This is a genomic window from Nocardia sp. NPDC056564, from assembly GCF_042793755.1.
Lineage (GTDB): Bacteria > Actinomycetota > Actinomycetes > Mycobacteriales > Mycobacteriaceae > Nocardia.
The window spans coordinates 50,847-67,080 of sequence record NZ_JBHTUR010000006.1 but is presented as its reverse complement, the minus strand read 5'-3'; the positions used below and the strand labels follow the sequence as shown (position 1 = coordinate 67,080).

Below are 16,234 nucleotides of genomic sequence, written 5' to 3'. Positions count from 1 at the left end.
TCACTATCAGGAGGTACCCCATGTTGGCCATTGCCGCCGCCGTAGCGTTCGCACTCGCGTTGCTGCTCGATCTGACCACGACCACCCTCGGTGATTCCCTCACCGCGGGCACCCTCACCACCATCGGACTGCTACTCGTGGCACTGCACCTGGCCGGCGTCGGCACCGGGGCGCGCTCGTTCAGCTTCCGTCGCCGCGGCCGCCGGTGATGTCGTAGAACCGCGCCGGCCAGCTTGCCTCCCCGATATACGACGGCCTTGACTGTGCCGTAAAGGCATGGTCTTGACTGGTCCGCGTTCCTGGTGCGCTGCCTTCCCTCGTCCGCTCGAGGAAGGGCACCGCCGGACGTCGCCGATCAATCGCTATCGAGGGAGACCGCCGTGTCAGCCGACACCACCACATTTCCGGCCGCAGGCCCCGAACGCACCGGAAGCAGTGCCCCGCTGAGCAATTGGGGTCGCTGGGGCGATGACGACGAACGGGGCACGTTGAATCTGATCACGGACGAGGCGCGGGAACGCGGCGCGCGCGAGGTTCGCACCGGACGCTCGGTGTCGCTGGCCGTGCCGATCCAGCCCGCGCCGGTGATCAGCGGCCCCTTCGGGCCGCGCTCGGCCGAGACGTCGCCGGTGCAGTTGCTCATGCAGTACACGGGAAACCCCGTGTTCGCGAACGCGGACGTCATGACCGTCACCAATCACCACATCGGGTCGACGCATCTGGATGCGCTGGCGCACATCGTCGTCGACGATCAGGTGTATCCCGGGCGGCCGCTGAACGAGAGCGTCACCATGGGCGGCGTCCAGCACGGGTCGACCGGCGCGTTCGCCGCCGGGATCGTGACCCGCGGCGTCCTGCTCGACCTGGCGATCGACGGTCCGGTGCCCGCCGATCACGCGATCACCTCCGTGGATCTCGACGCCGCGGAGCAGCGCCAGGGTGTGCGGCTCGAATCCGGTGACGCGCTGGTCGCCCGATTCGATTGGGTGGCGACGCGGTTTCGCGGCAACCCGATGCCAGGGATGACCATCGACGCGGTGCGCTGGATGCACGAGCGCGGCGTCGCGTTGTACGCCGGGGACCTCGCGGATACCTACCCGCCGCAGCCGGGCGGTCCCTCGGCCATGCACGGCGTGGCACTGCCCAGACTCGGCATGCCGCTGATCGACGCCGTCGACGCCGACGAACTCGCCGGTGTCTGCGCGGAACTCGGTCGCTATAGCTTCCTGTTCGTCGCCGCGCCACCACGCATCCACGGCATGACGGGAGTTCCGATCAACCCGGTCGCGATCTTCTGATCCGACCTCGATTTCTGTTGGGAGACAACGGCATGCGCCGAACTGTGTTATCCGTGCTCGTCGCGATCGTCGCGGCGTCGATGGTGCCGGGGATGGCGGCGGCGACGGACACCCTGCACTGGGGCGCGTGCCCCGCGGATGTGACCGGACCCGGTCTGCAATGCACGACTGTCGATGTCCCGCTCGACTATCGGAACCAGGACGGGCCGCAGATCCAGATCGCCGTCTCGCGCTTGACGAGCGGCAACCCGGCGCAACGACGGGGCGTGCTGCTCACCAACACCGGCGGTCCGGGCGGGGCGGGATTGAGCTTCCCGGCCGATCTCGCCGAGCTCGGCCTGCCGCGGGATGTGCTCGACAGCTATGACGTGATCGGCTTCGACCCGCGCGGTGTCGGCCACAGCGCGCCGGTCACCTGCGCGCTGAGCCCGGCGCAGCAGACGAGCAACATCCCGCCCTACGCCCGCGACCCGATCGATGTGGCGCAGCGCACGGCGGTGGTGAAAAGCATTGCCCACCAGTGCGCTACGTCCGCGACGGCAGCGACGCTGCCGTTCATCAGCACGGCGAACACCGCGCGCGACATGGACCGGATCCGGGCGGCGCTCGGCGCGGAGAAGCTGTCCTATCACGGCATTTCCTATGGGACGTACCTCGGCGCGGTGTACGCGTCGCTGTTCCCCGACCGCACCGATCGCGTGGTGCTGGACAGCGCGGTCGGGCCCGGCGGTTTCGACAGCGTGCACTCGCGCAGGCTGGCCGAGGGCTTCCAGGAGCGATTCCCCGATTTCGCGGCGTTCCTCGCCGGCCACCCCGAGTACGGCCTGGGCGGCACGCTCGAGCAGGTCACCGCGAAGTACTACGAGCTCACCGCCAAGCTCGACGCGATACCGAACCCGACCGGCGGCGGCTACGGCGCGCTGTTCCGGCAGGCCAACTTCGGCATGCTCTACTACGACAAGACACTGCCGCGGCTGGCCGAGGTCTGGCGCGCGGCCGACACCGGACAGGCCGGTGACCCCCCGCCCGCGCAGCCGGACCAGGACAACTACCTGTCCAGCCAGCTGTACGTGATCTGCAACGACTCGGCGTGGCCGAAATCGGAACTCACCTACCAGGCCGACGTCGCCGCCGACCGGGTCCGCTACCCCATGTTCGGCGCGGCGGCGGCCAATATCTGGCCGTGCGCCGACTGGCCGGACCCGGTGGAACCCGCGGTGCGGATCGACGACCACGGCCCGTCGAACATCCTCATCGTGCAGAACCTGCGCGACCCGGCGACACCGCTGTCCGGAGCGCGCGAACTGCGACGGGCATTCGGTGACCGCGCTCGAATGGTGACCGCCGATCAGGGCGGGCATCTCGCCTATCTGTTCAAAGACAACACCTGTTTGAACGACTCGGTGACGGAATTCCTTGCTACTGGCCGGCGTCCGCAGCACGACCTGGCCTGTGCGGTCGAACCCGCGCCTGCCGGTGGGTGAGGCGACGCTACGAACAGGGCGGCTCCGTCGACAACGCATGCCGAAGGAATCGCCTCCGGGACAGCGACATCCGCACCCCTCTCCTTCGAGCCGAGCGACAGGAATTCCCGGGGAGCTGAGCGAGACCGACCCTATCTCGGCCCGGCCGTGCCGGATTCACGCTGTCCGTGCGGGGATTTCCTCGGCGGCCGGGTCGAGGCCGCGGCGGCGGAGGTCGGCGCCGGAGAGGAGGGGCCAGTTCTTGCGGAGGACGTGGTCGAGCCAGAAGCCGCAGGCCTGGGAGGTGAGGACGGCGGTGAGGACGAGGGTGGTGTAGAACGTGGCGTTGATGATGCCGGTGTCGAAGGCGACGGAGGCCATGACGATGCCGGGGCCGCCGCGGGCGTTCTGGGTGACGGCGAGATTGATGATGTCGAGGCGGTTCATGCCGGCGAGTTTCGCGCCGAGGCCTACGGACAAAAAGACGACCAGGGAGGTGCCGAGCAGGAAGCCGGCGAGCATGAGCGGGTCGAAGGTCTTCGAAAGGTCGAGGCGGTAGCCGACTATGGCGAAATAGAGGGGCACGAAGAAGTGGCCGGACACCTCGCTGAGCGACTGCATCGGGTCGCGGAAACGTTCCTGCTCGGTGCCGCGCATGCCGCCCATGACGCCGAAGCCGGCCAGCAGGGCGGCGAAGGCGAGGGTCACGTCGAGCGCGGCGGCCAGGGACACATAACCGAGGAACACCGTGAGCATCCAGGCGATGGGCGAGTTGTGCGCCACCACATTCCAGCTTGCCCGCGACAGTCGGCGCAGCACGGCGGGCATGACGGTGAGGGCGACGAGCACATACGCCGCGTTGACCGCCATGTGACTGCCGATGGCGGCGGTCAGGGTGCCGCCATCGGTGTTCAGGGTGGCGGCGGCGATGGCGGTCGCCACCGACAGCACGCCCCACAGGGCGATGTCCTCGAGCACCGCGGAACCCAATTGCAGGCTGGCGAAGCGAGTGTGCAGGATGCCGAGGTCGTAGAAGATCTTGGTGATGACCGGTATCGAGGTGACCGCCGTGGCCGCGGCGAACACGAGCACCACGGCCTGCTCGCTCCCCGCGGAACCGGTGAACTTCTCCAGCGGCAGCAGGGGCGCGGCGAAGAGCGCGACGCAGAACGGCAGCGGCGTGCCGATGCCGAGGATCCAGGCGGTCGCCCGGCGATTGTCCTTGCCCAGCAGATGTTTTGCGGCACCACCGGAAACGAACATCAGCATGAGCAGGCCGAGGTGGTAGAGAAATCCGAACACCACGGCCTTCGACTCCGGGTTGCCGGTGCCGAACAGGTCGGCGGCGAAGCCGGGCGCCAGCCTCCCGAGAACGGTGGGGCCGAGCAGGATTCCGGCGAGAATCTCGCCGACCACCTTGGGCTGACGCAGTTTTCGGAACAGCTGACCGAGGAGATTCGCCCCGAGCAGCAGCACCAGGATGGCGAGCAGGATCTGTCCCAGTTGCGGATTCGTCATCGAAGCTCTCTGCCTTTCTGGCGGCACCTGCCCCCGGGACGGTGGCTACAGCAACTCGTGCTCGATCCGGCGCAGGGTCCGATACGACCGTTCGATCTCGGCGGGATCCCGATGCACCAGGAACACCACACCGGGCGAGGAATTGAGATCGACTGTCGGCCTGGTCATCAGCTGATCGGCGATGCGGAAACGCACGCTCTCGATGGCGGGTAATCGTTCGAGTTGCTCGCGCAGCGCCTGGGCGGGCAACGGAACCTGCCGGTGCGCAATGAGATTCACGCAGCGCGCCGGTTCCCGCCGCGCGTACACCAGCGGCTGCGCCGCCAGCGCCCGGCCCCCGCCGGCATAACAGTCCATCGTCAGGTCGACCTGATTCACCCCGGTGCCCCGATCGAGCGCGGCAGGGTTGGCCAGCCCGGACAGCCGCGCCCCGGTCTCCAACAGCACCGGACCCGTTGCGGTATAGATCAATTCGGTGTGTGCGGGCCCGTTCGCGATACCGAGCGCGTCTAGCACCCCGGACACGTAGTCGAGAATCTCACCGAATCGCGGGTCCGCCTCGGACAGCAGGTCCTCGCAGTCGTAGATCCGGCGGTTGTCCCGCACGGTCACCTTGTGGCTGATCCACGCGTCGGTGAACCAGTGCACCCCGTCGCGGCTCACCGAATTGACGATGTACTCGTCGCCGGCCAGGTACTCCTGGGCCAGCACGTCCGCGTTGGTCCGCAGCATCAGATTCGTCTTGCCGAGGATCGCCCCGACCGCGGCCCGGATCTCCGCGTCGGAGTCGCTGATGAACACGTCCTCGGATCCCGCGCTGTCCAGCGGCTTGATCACGGTCCGCCCGAGACCCGCGGCGCGCCGCCACGCCAGCAGGCCGTCGACATCATGGCCGCGCCGCTGCCGCGCGGTGCGCAATCCGGCCGCGGCCACCGCCTCCAGCATGTAGAACTTGTCCCGCCGCACATACGACAACGCCGGATCATTGCCGCGCAACCCGAGTTTCGCGGCGATCTCGTCGGCCACCTCGACGCCGAACTCGCTCGCCGCGATCACCGCGACCGGCGACAGCTCGGCGAGCCGATGCAGCACGTCGTCCGCCTGATCCGCGTAGGACAGATCCTCGTCGAACAACTCGGCGGGCAGACTCGCCGCGAACGTCGCGGGCAGGTGCGCCCTGGACCGGACATGGATCAACCGGTGCTTGCGCCGCGCGTGCCTGGCCAGCAACGCGCCGGTGGAGAACGCGTCCACCAGGACGACAACGGACGGATTACCTTCGGACATCGAGCATCCCATCGGGGTGGCTGTCGTAGCTGTTGGCCACGTGGTCGAGCATCCCGTAGAGGGCTGCGGAGCCGAGCCGGGCGAGATCGTCGCGACCGGCGCTGGCGGGCAAGGGAAGTCGGCCCAGCTTCCCCCAGCGCAGCGCACCCTGCTCGTCGATGACCGTGGTGGTCGCGCCGAGGTTGTCGGTGTGCAGGCAGAAGGGGACGTCGAGCAGCCCGGCGGAGAACGCGGCCAGCAGCGCCTTCCCCACGTCCGGGTCCAGATTCAACACCGTGTCGATCAGCGTGCGCGACTCGTCGAGCACCTCGGCGAAGTACTGTCCCTCGCTCGGCGACGCCGGGTCCAGCGGCCCGGCCGCCTCCTCCGACGCCATCCGCAGCGCCGCGACGTTCTCCGCTATGGACGGGATCTGCCAGGCTTCCGACACCGTCTTCACGATCATCCGTTCGCACCCGGTCGCCGCGGCCAGCCGGGCGCTGTCCCGGATCAGGCGGGTCGCGCCGTCGGGTGTCCGCGGGAACAGGCCCATGTACGTGTAGAGCACCACGTGCCAGGTCACGTCGCCCAGATATTCGGCGGCGAGGGTGCGCAACGCGCGCAGCGCACCGCGATCCTGTTCGGCCAGGGTGCCCTGCGCATAACTGAACGACATGTACCGCAGGCCGTGCTGCCGGAAGAACAACCCCTCCAGCACCCCCATCGCCACCAGCAGCGATGGGGGGCACAGCTGGCCGAGCAGGCAGCCGCCGAAACTCTCGATGTGCCCGAATTCGGCGGCGTCCGCGAGATACCGGGTGCTCTCCGCCCACGCCTCGACCGCGTCGCGCAGCGGCAGCCTGCTGTAGGGCAGGCAGTAGGAGACCGGGCCGCCCTCGGTCGCGTCCAACCCGACCTCGACCGACCGCTGGAACACCCGCAACGGCAGCGCGGTGCCGTGCCGGACCTGCACCGGAAACGTGGGTTTGTACAAGCCGGACAACAACTTCCGGGTCTCTTCGACCGGGTGGGAGACGATCGGATACCCGTTCAGCTCCTCCCCCGCGGCGAGGCGTTCCAGCGGCGTCCGGTAGTCGCCGACGCGGGTGTAGCTGTCCAGCGTAAGCGTGCCGATCACCGGGAAATCCAGGCGCGCGACCCGAGCGAGCCCGTCCCGCATGCCCTTCAGGCTGCCGAAGCCCATGCGCGGCTGGACGACCAGCTGCCCCGCGGCGGCGCGGTCCGCCACGAAACTGTCGAAGAACCCGGCCACGTCACCTACCCGAAATCAGCTCGAGGGTCGGCCGTCCCGACTGCGCGTCCACCGTGTGCACCTCGGACTTGTGCGGGTCACCCGCGCGCACCCTGGCCATCACGGTGTCACCGGACGCGAAGTCCACCAGCGAGCTGCCGTAGAGCGTGCGCAGGTGCGAGATGGACAGCCCGGACACCTCGGCCAGCCATCCGGCGGCGCGGTCATTGCCCGGCTCGCCGCGCAACGCGGCGTGCAAGGCCGGAAGCTCGGCGACCCGCTCTGGGTGGCGTCGTTCGACGAATTCCGCGAGCCGCGCGCCTCGATCGGTGAACGGCGAGAACACCATCGCGACGAGCGCGTCCTCGTCCAGCCCGAACGCGCTCTCCGCGTACGCGGCCGCGACCGCGCGCCGTTCGACGATCTTGTCCGGCGAGGCGTACCGGGCGAGGGCGAGATCGATGAGCCGATCCGGCATCTCCTTGCGCCGCATCATCGTCTCGGCGAACTCCAGATACTCGGTGATGCCCGCCGCGTAGGTTCGCCCCTCGACGTACTCGACCCGCAGTCCGCGCAGGTGCGCCATGAGCGTCGGGTTGGCGCAATCGGATTCGGTGAAGCTGAAGGCCAGGTCGTCGAAGCGGAAGCCGAGGAAATCGACGATCAGATCCCAGTGGTCGTGCACGCGGTAGCTGACCAGGTCGTAGATGGAGACGAAGGTGGGCTGCACCGACCGGTCCCCGACCGCGACCTCGCGTTCGGCCGGCTCGTGCTGATCGTCGCCGAACAACTCGCGGAAGTACGCGTCGCCGACGCCGCGCAGGGCGGCGAGCAGGTCCTGGAACGTCATGCCCTTGCGTTGCACGTCGATGCCGATTCCCTTGGCCAGCCGCAGAATCCACGCGGCGTAGAGGGCCTGTTCGCGGCGCGAGTCGCCGGTCATGATGGCGTCGACGCCGCCGCGCCACCACGCGGCCCTGCCGTAGAAGTCGGCGACCGCAAGGTTGCAGCTGTTGCAGAATGTGGGGCGCCCGTCGCCGGCCGAGCGGTGTCCGTTCATCAGGACGTCGAGCCGGTTGATCGCCACCAGCTTGTCCGGCAGCGGCAGATCCACGCGGAACGGGCGAATCTCGGTGTGATCGATGGTGAGCAGTTCGGCCCGGTCGTCGTCGAGCAGGCCGAGCGCCGAGTACACCCGATCGATGTTCTCCATCACCGCGCCGACCACGCCGGCGTGCCGCATGTTCGCCACCCGCATCAGGAAGGTCCGGTCGTGGGTCAGTTGCAGGTGCAGTTGCACGGCGCGCACGAACGCGACGACGTACGTGCTGTCCTTGCCGCCGCCGTAGGCGACCATGACCTTGTAGTCGGCCAGGTCGTCGAGCCCGCCCGCGTCCTCGATCAACTTGTCGCCGACGGCCGCGACGCCAAGGCGTTCCTCCTCGGTGAGGTAGCCGATCAGCTGGTCGTAGCGTTTCTGGTCGTCCTTGGCATCATGGTTCACAGCGATTCCGCCTCGAAGTCGAAGTTCTCGATGATCTTTCGGATGCCGGCCTCCACGACGTGCTCATCCTCGTGCAGCAGGATGAAGCGCCCGCGGTGCAGCGCGTCGTACGCGCCACCCGGCGCGAGCACCTGCCCCGGCGCGGGCAGCAGTTCCCGCCAGACGATCGGCACCTGCTCGCGCATCGACGCGACCCGCAGCACCCGTTCGGACCGCTCGGCGGATTTGGGCATGATCAGCCACCCGCCGGAGGAGTCCACCACCTCGGGGATCGGCGGCACCGGACCGCCGGAGAGGACCCGCAGGAACATCTCGTACAGATTCACGCCGAACACCCGGTAGAGCAGGTGCGGCACCTCGGCGCCGCCCACTCGGCCGCCGATCTCCAGGAACACCGGATCACCCGCCGGGGTGATGAACACCTCGAGGTGAAAAGGCAAGCGGCGCAGGCCGAGTGTGGTGGCGATCCGCTGGGAGAAGTGCTCGATCTGCGTCCGCCGCGGCGACGGGCTCATCAGGACCGACCCGAGCGGGGCGCCGTGGGTGAAGGACAGGCAGTCGTTGATGTAGCGCGAGACCGCCTGGAACGCGACCTGGGAATCATCGTCGACGAAACCGTCGACGTGGTAGATCTCCCCCGCGATGAACTCCTCGACCTCGTAGCCGTCCAGCTCGACGTCGCTCAGCGCGTCGGTCAAGTCCGCGTCGTTGTCCACTCGGCGCACACCGATGCTGGCGGCCGCCGCGACCGGCTTGAGGATCAGCGGATAACCGTTGGCCGCCGCGAACGCCCGAACCTGGTCCACGCTCGTACAACTCGCGAAGCGCGGCACCCGGATGCCCGCCTTGTCCAGCACCTCCTTCATCCGGACCTTGTCCCGGTAGACCGCGACCTCCGCGCGGTCGGGTCCGGGAATCCCGAGGTCCTCGCGGACCTTGGCCGCGATCTCCAGGGTGAACTCCGACAGCGCGAGCAGTTCGTCGATCGGTCCGACCCGGTCGAGGATCACCTCGACGGCGGCGCGCAGGGCGTCCACGTCGTTGACGTCGCCGACCTGCACCTGACAGGCGATCTTCGCCGGATCCGCGAGCACGCCCTGGGCGCCGGGCCCGTCGACGACGTAGCTCACCTGGTTGGCGTCGTGATCGATGAATTCCTCGTAGCGGGTGAGTTCGTTGTCCCAGCGGATCCCGTCGTCGAAGCGTGGCCATCGATTGACGATGACGATGTGCATCAGTACACCTCTCGGGTCGCGGCGTCCTGATCCCACGGGGTGATCAGCGCCGGGTCCGCGCGCCAGGCGGAGAAGCCTTGCGCCAGGCCGAATTTCAGGAAGTCCTGGAAACGATCGATGGCGTCGTCGCCGAGGAACACATCGGTGAAGCCGAGCTCGAGCAGTTCGCTGCGCACCCGGTCGTCGTCGGAGACCGCGGTGGTCAGCTTGCCGCCGATGGCGCACGCCACCTCGAGCCCGTTCGCCTTCAGGTGGGTCAGCAGCACCTGCGCGCCGTGGAAACCGTGGCCGTTGACGCTCGACACCACCAGCAGATCGGGACGGTCCTCGCGAATCGCCGCCGCTACGTTGTCCACCGGCGTACACGTGCCGAGATTGCGTACCGACGCGCCGTGCTCCTCGAGCAGCTTTTGCAGGTAGACCAGGTTCCAGAGATGGGAATCGGACTCCACGGTGCACAGCACGCACCGGAAACGAACGTTCATGTCACGACCTCAACGTTAGCGATCTCGCGGGCCTGCAGGGCTTTACGGAAGCTGGCCATGGTCAACGGCAGGAATACCGCGCCGAACAGGCAGAGCAGGATGCCCAGCCCCAGCGCGAGTCGTTGGGGGCCGATGGTGGCGCCGAGGCCACCGATCAGCAGGCCCGCGATCGGATAGGACAACAGGTTGAGCAGATAGAACGGCCCCATGACCTTGCCGAGATGCTCGCTGGGAATCACCTTCACCCGCTGGGTGCGGTTGTAGATGTTGTAGAGCGCGTCGCCGACGAGCATCAGGACAAAGGCAGGGGCATAGACCCAATAGGACGGTGCGAGAGCCGCGATCAGGAGTGCGGCACTCATCAGCCAGAAGCCGGTTACACCGATGGGTCCGACGCCGACGCGGCGGAGCAGCGCGGGCATCAGCAGGAGGTTCAGCAGCCCGGTGACGCCGACGGCCGCGTTGAGCACGCCGTAGGCCGAGTCGGGTGCCTGAAAAACGTCGGTGACCAGGGCTGCGTTCGACACGATCAGCACGCCGACCACCAGGTTGATGGTGAAGTTGAGGATGCCGAGCAGCAGCACCGGGCGGATGCGCACCATGAGCTGCCAGCCGATCGCCAACTCCGGCAACACATGCCGGGCCGCCCAGCCCACGGACGCGCGCACCTTCGGCCGTGGCAGCGGCAGCCAGGTCAGCGCGCTGATGGCGAAAGCGCCTGCGGCGACCAGCAAGAGCCACAGCTTGCCGATGAACGCCGCGGCAAGGATCGCGAGGGCGGGCCCGAGCGCCATGGCGAGCAATTCCATGTTCTGCACCAGGGACTGCACGGTGGCGATCTGCGAGTCGCGGGCGATCTGCGGGACCATCCGCTCGATCGACATCCGGATCGGCGCCACGCAGACCGACAGGCAGGCGCCGCCGGTCATCAGCGCGGGCACCATCCAGCCGGGCCGGGTCAGGCAGATCAGCACGACGACCACCAGGATGACCGCGCGCATCACCGCGACCCGGGTGAAAAGCCGTGCGCCGCCGTCCCGGTCGGCCAGCAGGCCGGCGAACGGGTAGGCGATCAGCGACGGCAGCCACTCCAGCGCGAACGCGAAGCCGAGCGTGGACACCTGCTTGGTGTCGTGAAAAATCAACAGCGGCACCGCGAACAGCACCACTTGTTCAGCGACCAGTCCGAGCAGAACCCCGGTGGCGAAGAGCGCGCTGTGTTTAGGCACCGCCCGCGCGGTCATCCCAGCCGTCTCTCGTGTTCACGAATGAGCGGCAGCACGTGGGTGTAGAAGATGCGCATCTCGTCGCGGGTGGGCCAGCCGGAGAAGATGAACTCGCTGACCCCGACGGCCTTGTACTGGTAGAGGTAGTCGGCGACCTCCTGGTAGCTGCCGACCACGCACAGCGCGGGTCCGCCGCGGTAGGGCACGAAGCCGGAGTAGATCATCGGCGAGAGCCAGTCGCCGTCGGCGCCCTCGGCCAGGCGGAAGGAGGTCTTCACCGCCACCGAGTCCGACGCGGCGACGACCTGCGCGACCCACGCGCGGTGCGCTTCGTCGGGGTCCTCCTGCATGGCGGCGAGATCGGCGAGTGCCTGCTCGCGGGTCTCCCTGGCCAGCACGTGCATGCGGGTGCCGACGCGAATGCCCTTGTCCAGCACCGGTTGCGCCGCGGCGCCCATGCCCTCGGGAGTGTCGCCGTAGCGCAGCCAGCAGTCGCCGTACATGGCGGCGGTCTCCTGCGCGACGCCCGAGGCGCCGCTCAGATAGATCTCGGGACGGCCGCCGCCCTTATAGCCGAGGCCCAGTGCGGCCTCCTTGATGACGTAGTGGTCGCCCTCGTAGGTCAGCGGCTTCTCGCCGCGCCAGAAGCGGTGACAGATCTCCAGGAATTCCTGGGTGCGCGCGTACCGGCCGTCGTGCGCGACGAAATCGCCGTAGCCCGCCTGTTCCGCGGGCGAGATGCCCGCCACCAGGTTCAGCGAGATCCGGCCGTCGGACATCCACGAGATCGTGTTCACGACCTGGGTGAACAGCGTCGGCGAGAGCAGTCCGGGGCGGTAGGCGAGGATGAAGGTGACGTCCTGGGTCTCCCGGACCAGCGCGCCGATCATCGGCAGCGGGTCGGGCATGTAGTCGGCGATGCCCATCAGCAGGGAGTCGACGCCGAGCGCGTCCGCCTCCTGTACGAAGTCCACCATCCCGTCGAAGTCGAGTTCGCCGACTCGGTACTTCTCGGTCGCTTTTTGCTGCCCGCTGTCCAGCGGCGCACACCAATGAAACCTCAACTGTCCCTCGTCGACGTTTCGGGCGGCAGACAGCGGGGCGAAGTTCGTACGGTCGTAGTTCATTGTTATCGGGATTCACTTCCGGTATCGCAACGGAGGCATAAGCAGGTGATCGGCATCAATTCAGACAACAGCTGACTCCAAGACCACCCTCTCAGAATTACCACACCCGAAGCTGTACCCCCCAGATGCTTCCAACGGAAGTCGCACCCCGTACAACTCCCGGCCCTGTTAAAGCAAAGTTACATGGACTTCCGGTCGCTGTCAAAGGAGTATAAGCTGCCCCAGCGGCATGGTTTCAGCAATTGTTCGGCCACCCTTCCTCAACCGCCTTCGCGGCGCTCCCTAAATGATCTTCAACGCAACAACCCCCCATTCGGGGGGATAGACGCGACCCCCTACCCGGGGGGTGGACAGCGTCTTTCGCGACGGGGAGAATTGGCCCGCAACCAGTGCGTATACCGCAGAGTGGAACGGGATCGGGGGGTTCGACGAAAACCGTCACATAATGGTTTCCCGCCAGTTACCGATTATTCAAGTCGACGACTCGCAGGATAGGGAACTTGGATATAAACGGTAGCCGATATTGGACCAATTGCATACGAGGGATCGTCGGATATCAGGTGATTTAATGCGCCTGTCACATACAGACGGCGGATACCGGATTCGGACCGCCGAAACCCTCGCACGACTATTGAACGGATCGGACTTTGCCTGAATTGACTGAACCGACCGCGCCACCACTACCGCGCGAGCACCTCACGTCGAAGCGAACCGTTGCGGCGTTGACCGTGCAGGCACGATTCCTGGCCGCGGCGCGGGAATTCCTGACCGCGGAGGGATTCACCGAACTGCTGCCGCCCATCATCGGTCCGGTGACCGATCCCGGCGCGCGCGGCGCGAAACAGGTGGATATCGATTACTACGGTCACCGCTATAAATTGATGACGAGCGGGATTCTCTACAAGCAGGCGTCGCTGCTCGCCTTCGACAAGATCTTCCACGTCGCCCCGAATGTGCGGCTCGAGCCGCTGGAGACCGCGGTGACCCATCGGCACCTCGCGGAGTTCCATCAGCTCGACGTGGAGATCGCGCACGGCTCCCGCGCGGACGCGATGGACATCGCCGAGCGGTTGACGAAGTACGCGGTGGAATACGTCCTGAGCAGCGCCCAGCGCGAGCTGGAGGTGCTCGGCCGGGACCTCGAACAACTCAAGCAGGTGCTCGCCGGCCCCTACGACCGCAAGCGGCACACCACCGCGGTGACCGAACTGCGCGGCCTCGGCTTCGACCAGCGCGAGCACACCGAGATCGAATGGCAGGGCGAGGAAATCATCTCCGCGGCCGCCACCCGCCCGTTCTTCATCACCGACTACCCCAAGGGTTCGCGCGGCTTCTACGACAGCGAGAACCCGGACGAGCCGGGGATGCTGCGCAACTTCGACCTCATCTTCCCCGGCGGGTTCGGTGAGATGATGAGCGGCAGCGAGCGCGAGTCGGATTACCGCACGTTGCTGACCCGGATGCGGGAAACCGGCGAGAACCCGGCCAAATACGAGTGGTACCTCACCCTGGCTCGGGACGGACTCTCGCCCAGTGCGGGATTCGGCCTCGGCGTCGAGCGCTTCACCCGGTTCCTCGGCGGCCTGGCCGCGGTCTGGCAGGCCACCGCGTATCCGAAGATTCCCGGGGAGCCGCGTCCATGAGCGTGTTGTCGGCGCCCGGCTTTCCCGAGCGGGAGGTGCGGGCGCGGGCGCGCACGGCGGCGGGTTCGGTCTTTCCGGACAGCGCGCAGTACGGTTCGACGTTGTTCGGCCAGGCACCGCCCACGGCGGGGCCGGACGCGGACGCGATCGACCGGGCCCGGCTGGTTCCGCCGGTGTTCGTGCCGCTGCGCGCGGAGAAGATGTTCGATCTCGGCCGGGAGCCGCTGGCCGGCGACGTCGATCTGACCACGACCATCGGCGGCCTGCGCTCCACGCTGCCGGTGTACGTGTCGGCGTTCGGGTCCACCGCGGTGGCCGACGGCGATCTCGGTGTCGCGGTGGCCGGGCAGGCGGGCGCGGCCGGGGTGCCGATGGTGATCGGCGAGAACATCGTTCCGGTGTCCGGGTACGGCCGGATGGCCGACGAGCAGCAGAGTTCGCTGCTGCGCCGGCTCACCGAGTACACCAAGATGGCGGCCGAGGACACCGGCGGCGTGATCGTCCAGCAGAGCACCGAGGACGCCGACGCCGAGGTCTGGAACCTGGTGTACAGCGACCCGGCGAGTGCGGCGCTGCTGACCTCGGGCCGGCTGGCCTTCGAGTTGAAGGTGGGTCAGGGCGCGAAACCGGGCGTCGGCGGCATGACCCTCCTCCCCCGCGAACGGGGCGCGGATCTGTCGGCGCAGTACGACATTCTGGATATCTACGATCCCGCCGAGGCCAAGGTTCTGCGCTGCGCCACGCCCGGCACTTTCACCGAAGAGATTCTGCGCCAGCAGATTCGGTTGATGCGCAACAACTATCCGCGCTGCCGCATCTGGGTGAAACTGCCGCCGGCGCGGGACGTGGGCGACGCGGCGGCGGTCGCCTGGGCGGCCGGCGCCGACGCGGTGACCATCGACGGCGCCGAGGCGGGCACCGGCTGGGCGCCGCACGGGTTCCTCGATCATGTCGGGCTGCCGCTGGCCGAGTGCCTGCACCGGGTGGCCGGTCGCGAACGGGACGGCCACAGCCTGCTGGTCTCCGGAAGGTGCTGGGAGGGAAGCCGAGTGGTCAAATGCCTGGCGCTCGGGGCCTCCGCGGTGGGACTCGGCCGAGCGGCCCTGGTGGCCGCGGACGAGAATGCCGACCATGGACTGACGAACCTGCTGTCCGCGTTCGAACTCGAGCTGCGGCTCCTGATCAGCGCGCTCGGCAAGTACCGGATCGCGGATCTGGCCGCCGAGGACATCTGGTTCCCCGCGACGAACGAAAGGACGCGATGAGCAACGAGCGACCGTGGCGTGTGGCAGTACTCGGCCCCGGCGGTGTCGGCGGGCTGGTGGGTGCGCTGCTGGCCCGGGCCGGGCACGAGGTGATCTTTCTCGGCGGACCGGACTCGGTGCGGACCGTGCGGGAACGCGGAATGCGGGTGCGCAGTGGGCTGTTCGGCGATTTCACCGTGCCGGCCCAGGCGGACAGCGAGTTACGCGCCCCCGTCGATGTGTGTTTCGTGGCGGTCAAGCAGAACATGCTCGGCGCGGCCGTCGAACGGGTGTCCCCCGCCGCCCTGGGCGACGGGCTGGTGGTGCCGCTGCTCAACGGGATCGAGCATCCGGCGGCCTTGCGCGCGCGGTATCGGCCGGAACTGGTTGTGCCGGGCGTGATTCGGGTCGCCTCGTCGCGGGTCGCGCCGGGGTCCGTCGTGCACGGGAGTCCGTTCATCGAGATCGATCTGGCCAGTGCCGGTGCCTCGCCCGAACGGCTCGATGAGCTGGTCTCGCTGCTCGACGGCGCCGGCGTCACGGCTAAGGCACGCGCGGACGAGGCCGCCATGCTGTGGGGAAAGCTGTTCTTCCTCGCCCCGTTCGCGCTGCTGAGCACGGCCCATCGGTGTGCGATCGGCGAGCTGCGCGGCGTTCATCGCGAGCGGCTGATCGACCTCGTCGCGGAGATCGCCGCACTGAGTCGGGCCGCTGGCGTACCCGCGGATGTCGAAGCGGCACTGCGGTTCTACGACGCCTTCCCGCCGGAGGCCCAGTCGTCGATGCAACGCGACGCCGCGGCCGGACTGCCGTTGGAGCTGGACGCGATCGGCGGTGCGCTGCTGCGCATCGCGCGGCGGCATGCCGTGCCGATGCCGCTGACCGAGCGTCTGGTCGCCGAGCTGAGCCCGCTGAGCAAGGGCTCGGCGACGGCCGAATCGCGCGGCTGACCGCCCGTCCGCACCGCCGTCGA

The 16,234-nt window shown here is 67.9% G+C and carries 14 protein-coding genes; 6 read left to right on the top strand and 8 right to left on the bottom strand.

Going from position 1 to position 16,234, the window contains the following annotated elements:
* Positions 1–20: 20 nt before the first annotated feature.
* The 3 genes from ACFQ9K_RS17495 (at position 21) to ACFQ9K_RS17485 (ending at position 2,782) form a co-directional block, all read left to right on the top strand.
* Positions 21–209 (top strand): hypothetical protein, encoded by a 189-nt coding sequence (locus tag ACFQ9K_RS17495; RefSeq protein WP_378716877.1) that lies wholly within the window; start codon positions 21–23, stop codon positions 207–209.
* A gap of 171 nt (positions 210–380) precedes the next feature.
* Positions 381–1,298: a cyclase family protein gene (locus tag ACFQ9K_RS17490; protein WP_378716875.1), complete on the top strand. Its 918-nt coding sequence runs from the start codon at positions 381–383 to the stop codon at positions 1,296–1,298.
* 32 nt (positions 1,299–1,330) lie between these two features.
* Positions 1,331–2,782, top strand: a complete 1,452-nt coding sequence (locus ACFQ9K_RS17485; protein WP_378716873.1) for an alpha/beta hydrolase — start codon at positions 1,331–1,333, stop codon at positions 2,780–2,782.
* Between the two features lie 156 nt (positions 2,783–2,938).
* Here ACFQ9K_RS17485 and ACFQ9K_RS17480 read toward each other — a convergent pair whose 3' ends face one another.
* From ACFQ9K_RS17480 to ACFQ9K_RS17445, 8 genes are read right to left on the bottom strand one after another with little or no spacing between them, the layout of a single operon-like run.
* On the bottom strand, positions 2,939–4,279 hold the full coding sequence (locus ACFQ9K_RS17480) for a cation:proton antiporter (protein WP_378716871.1): 1,341 nt from the start codon (positions 4,277–4,279) through the stop codon (positions 2,939–2,941).
* Positions 4,280–4,324: 45 nt separating this feature from the next.
* Complete coding sequence (locus ACFQ9K_RS17475; RefSeq protein WP_378716870.1) at positions 4,325–5,566, bottom strand: ATP-grasp domain-containing protein; 1,242 nt, start codon at positions 5,564–5,566, stop codon at positions 4,325–4,327.
* Positions 5,553–6,818, bottom strand: coding sequence for a methylaspartate mutase (locus tag ACFQ9K_RS17470; RefSeq protein ID WP_378716868.1), 1,266 nt, complete (start codon positions 6,816–6,818; stop codon positions 5,553–5,555). Before ACFQ9K_RS17470 ends, ACFQ9K_RS17475 begins: the two co-directional genes overlap by 14 nt.
* A gap of 1 nt (position 6,819) precedes the next feature.
* Positions 6,820–8,301: a hypothetical protein gene (locus ACFQ9K_RS17465; protein ID WP_378716867.1), complete on the bottom strand. Its 1,482-nt coding sequence runs from the start codon at positions 8,299–8,301 to the stop codon at positions 6,820–6,822.
* Entirely contained in the window at positions 8,298–9,536 is a 1,239-nt protein-coding gene (locus ACFQ9K_RS17460) for an acetyl-CoA carboxylase biotin carboxylase subunit family protein (protein WP_378716866.1), read from the bottom strand. The genes ACFQ9K_RS17465 and ACFQ9K_RS17460 overlap by 4 nt, the downstream gene beginning before the upstream one ends.
* The gene (locus tag ACFQ9K_RS17455; RefSeq protein ID WP_378716865.1) at positions 9,536–10,021 is read right to left on the bottom strand and encodes a cobalamin B12-binding domain-containing protein; all 486 of its coding nucleotides are present in this window, start codon (positions 10,019–10,021) and stop codon (positions 9,536–9,538) included. Before ACFQ9K_RS17455 ends, ACFQ9K_RS17460 begins: the two co-directional genes overlap by 1 nt.
* Positions 10,018–11,250: an MFS transporter gene (locus ACFQ9K_RS17450; RefSeq protein WP_378716863.1), complete on the bottom strand. Its 1,233-nt coding sequence runs from the start codon at positions 11,248–11,250 to the stop codon at positions 10,018–10,020. Before ACFQ9K_RS17450 ends, ACFQ9K_RS17455 begins: the two co-directional genes overlap by 4 nt.
* An 11-nt stretch (positions 11,251–11,261) precedes the next feature.
* Complete coding sequence (locus ACFQ9K_RS17445) at positions 11,262–12,374, bottom strand: LLM class flavin-dependent oxidoreductase (protein WP_378716862.1); 1,113 nt, start codon at positions 12,372–12,374, stop codon at positions 11,262–11,264.
* 656 nt (positions 12,375–13,030) lie between these two features.
* Between ACFQ9K_RS17445 and ACFQ9K_RS17440 the strand changes: the two genes are divergently transcribed.
* The 3 genes from ACFQ9K_RS17440 to ACFQ9K_RS17430 are packed head-to-tail and all read left to right on the top strand — an operon-like array spanning position 13,031 to position 16,211.
* Positions 13,031–14,017 carry an asparagine synthetase A gene (locus tag ACFQ9K_RS17440; RefSeq protein ID WP_378983337.1) on the top strand — a complete coding sequence of 329 codons (987 nt, stop codon included), beginning with the start codon at positions 13,031–13,033 and terminating at the stop codon, positions 14,015–14,017.
* Complete coding sequence (locus ACFQ9K_RS17435) at positions 14,014–15,282, top strand: glutamate synthase-related protein (protein WP_378716859.1); 1,269 nt, start codon at positions 14,014–14,016, stop codon at positions 15,280–15,282. The genes ACFQ9K_RS17440 and ACFQ9K_RS17435 overlap by 4 nt, the downstream gene beginning before the upstream one ends.
* Complete coding sequence (locus tag ACFQ9K_RS17430) at positions 15,279–16,211, top strand: ketopantoate reductase family protein (protein WP_378716858.1); 933 nt, start codon at positions 15,279–15,281, stop codon at positions 16,209–16,211. Before ACFQ9K_RS17435 ends, ACFQ9K_RS17430 begins: the two co-directional genes overlap by 4 nt.
* The last annotated feature ends 23 nt before the right edge of the window (positions 16,212–16,234 follow it).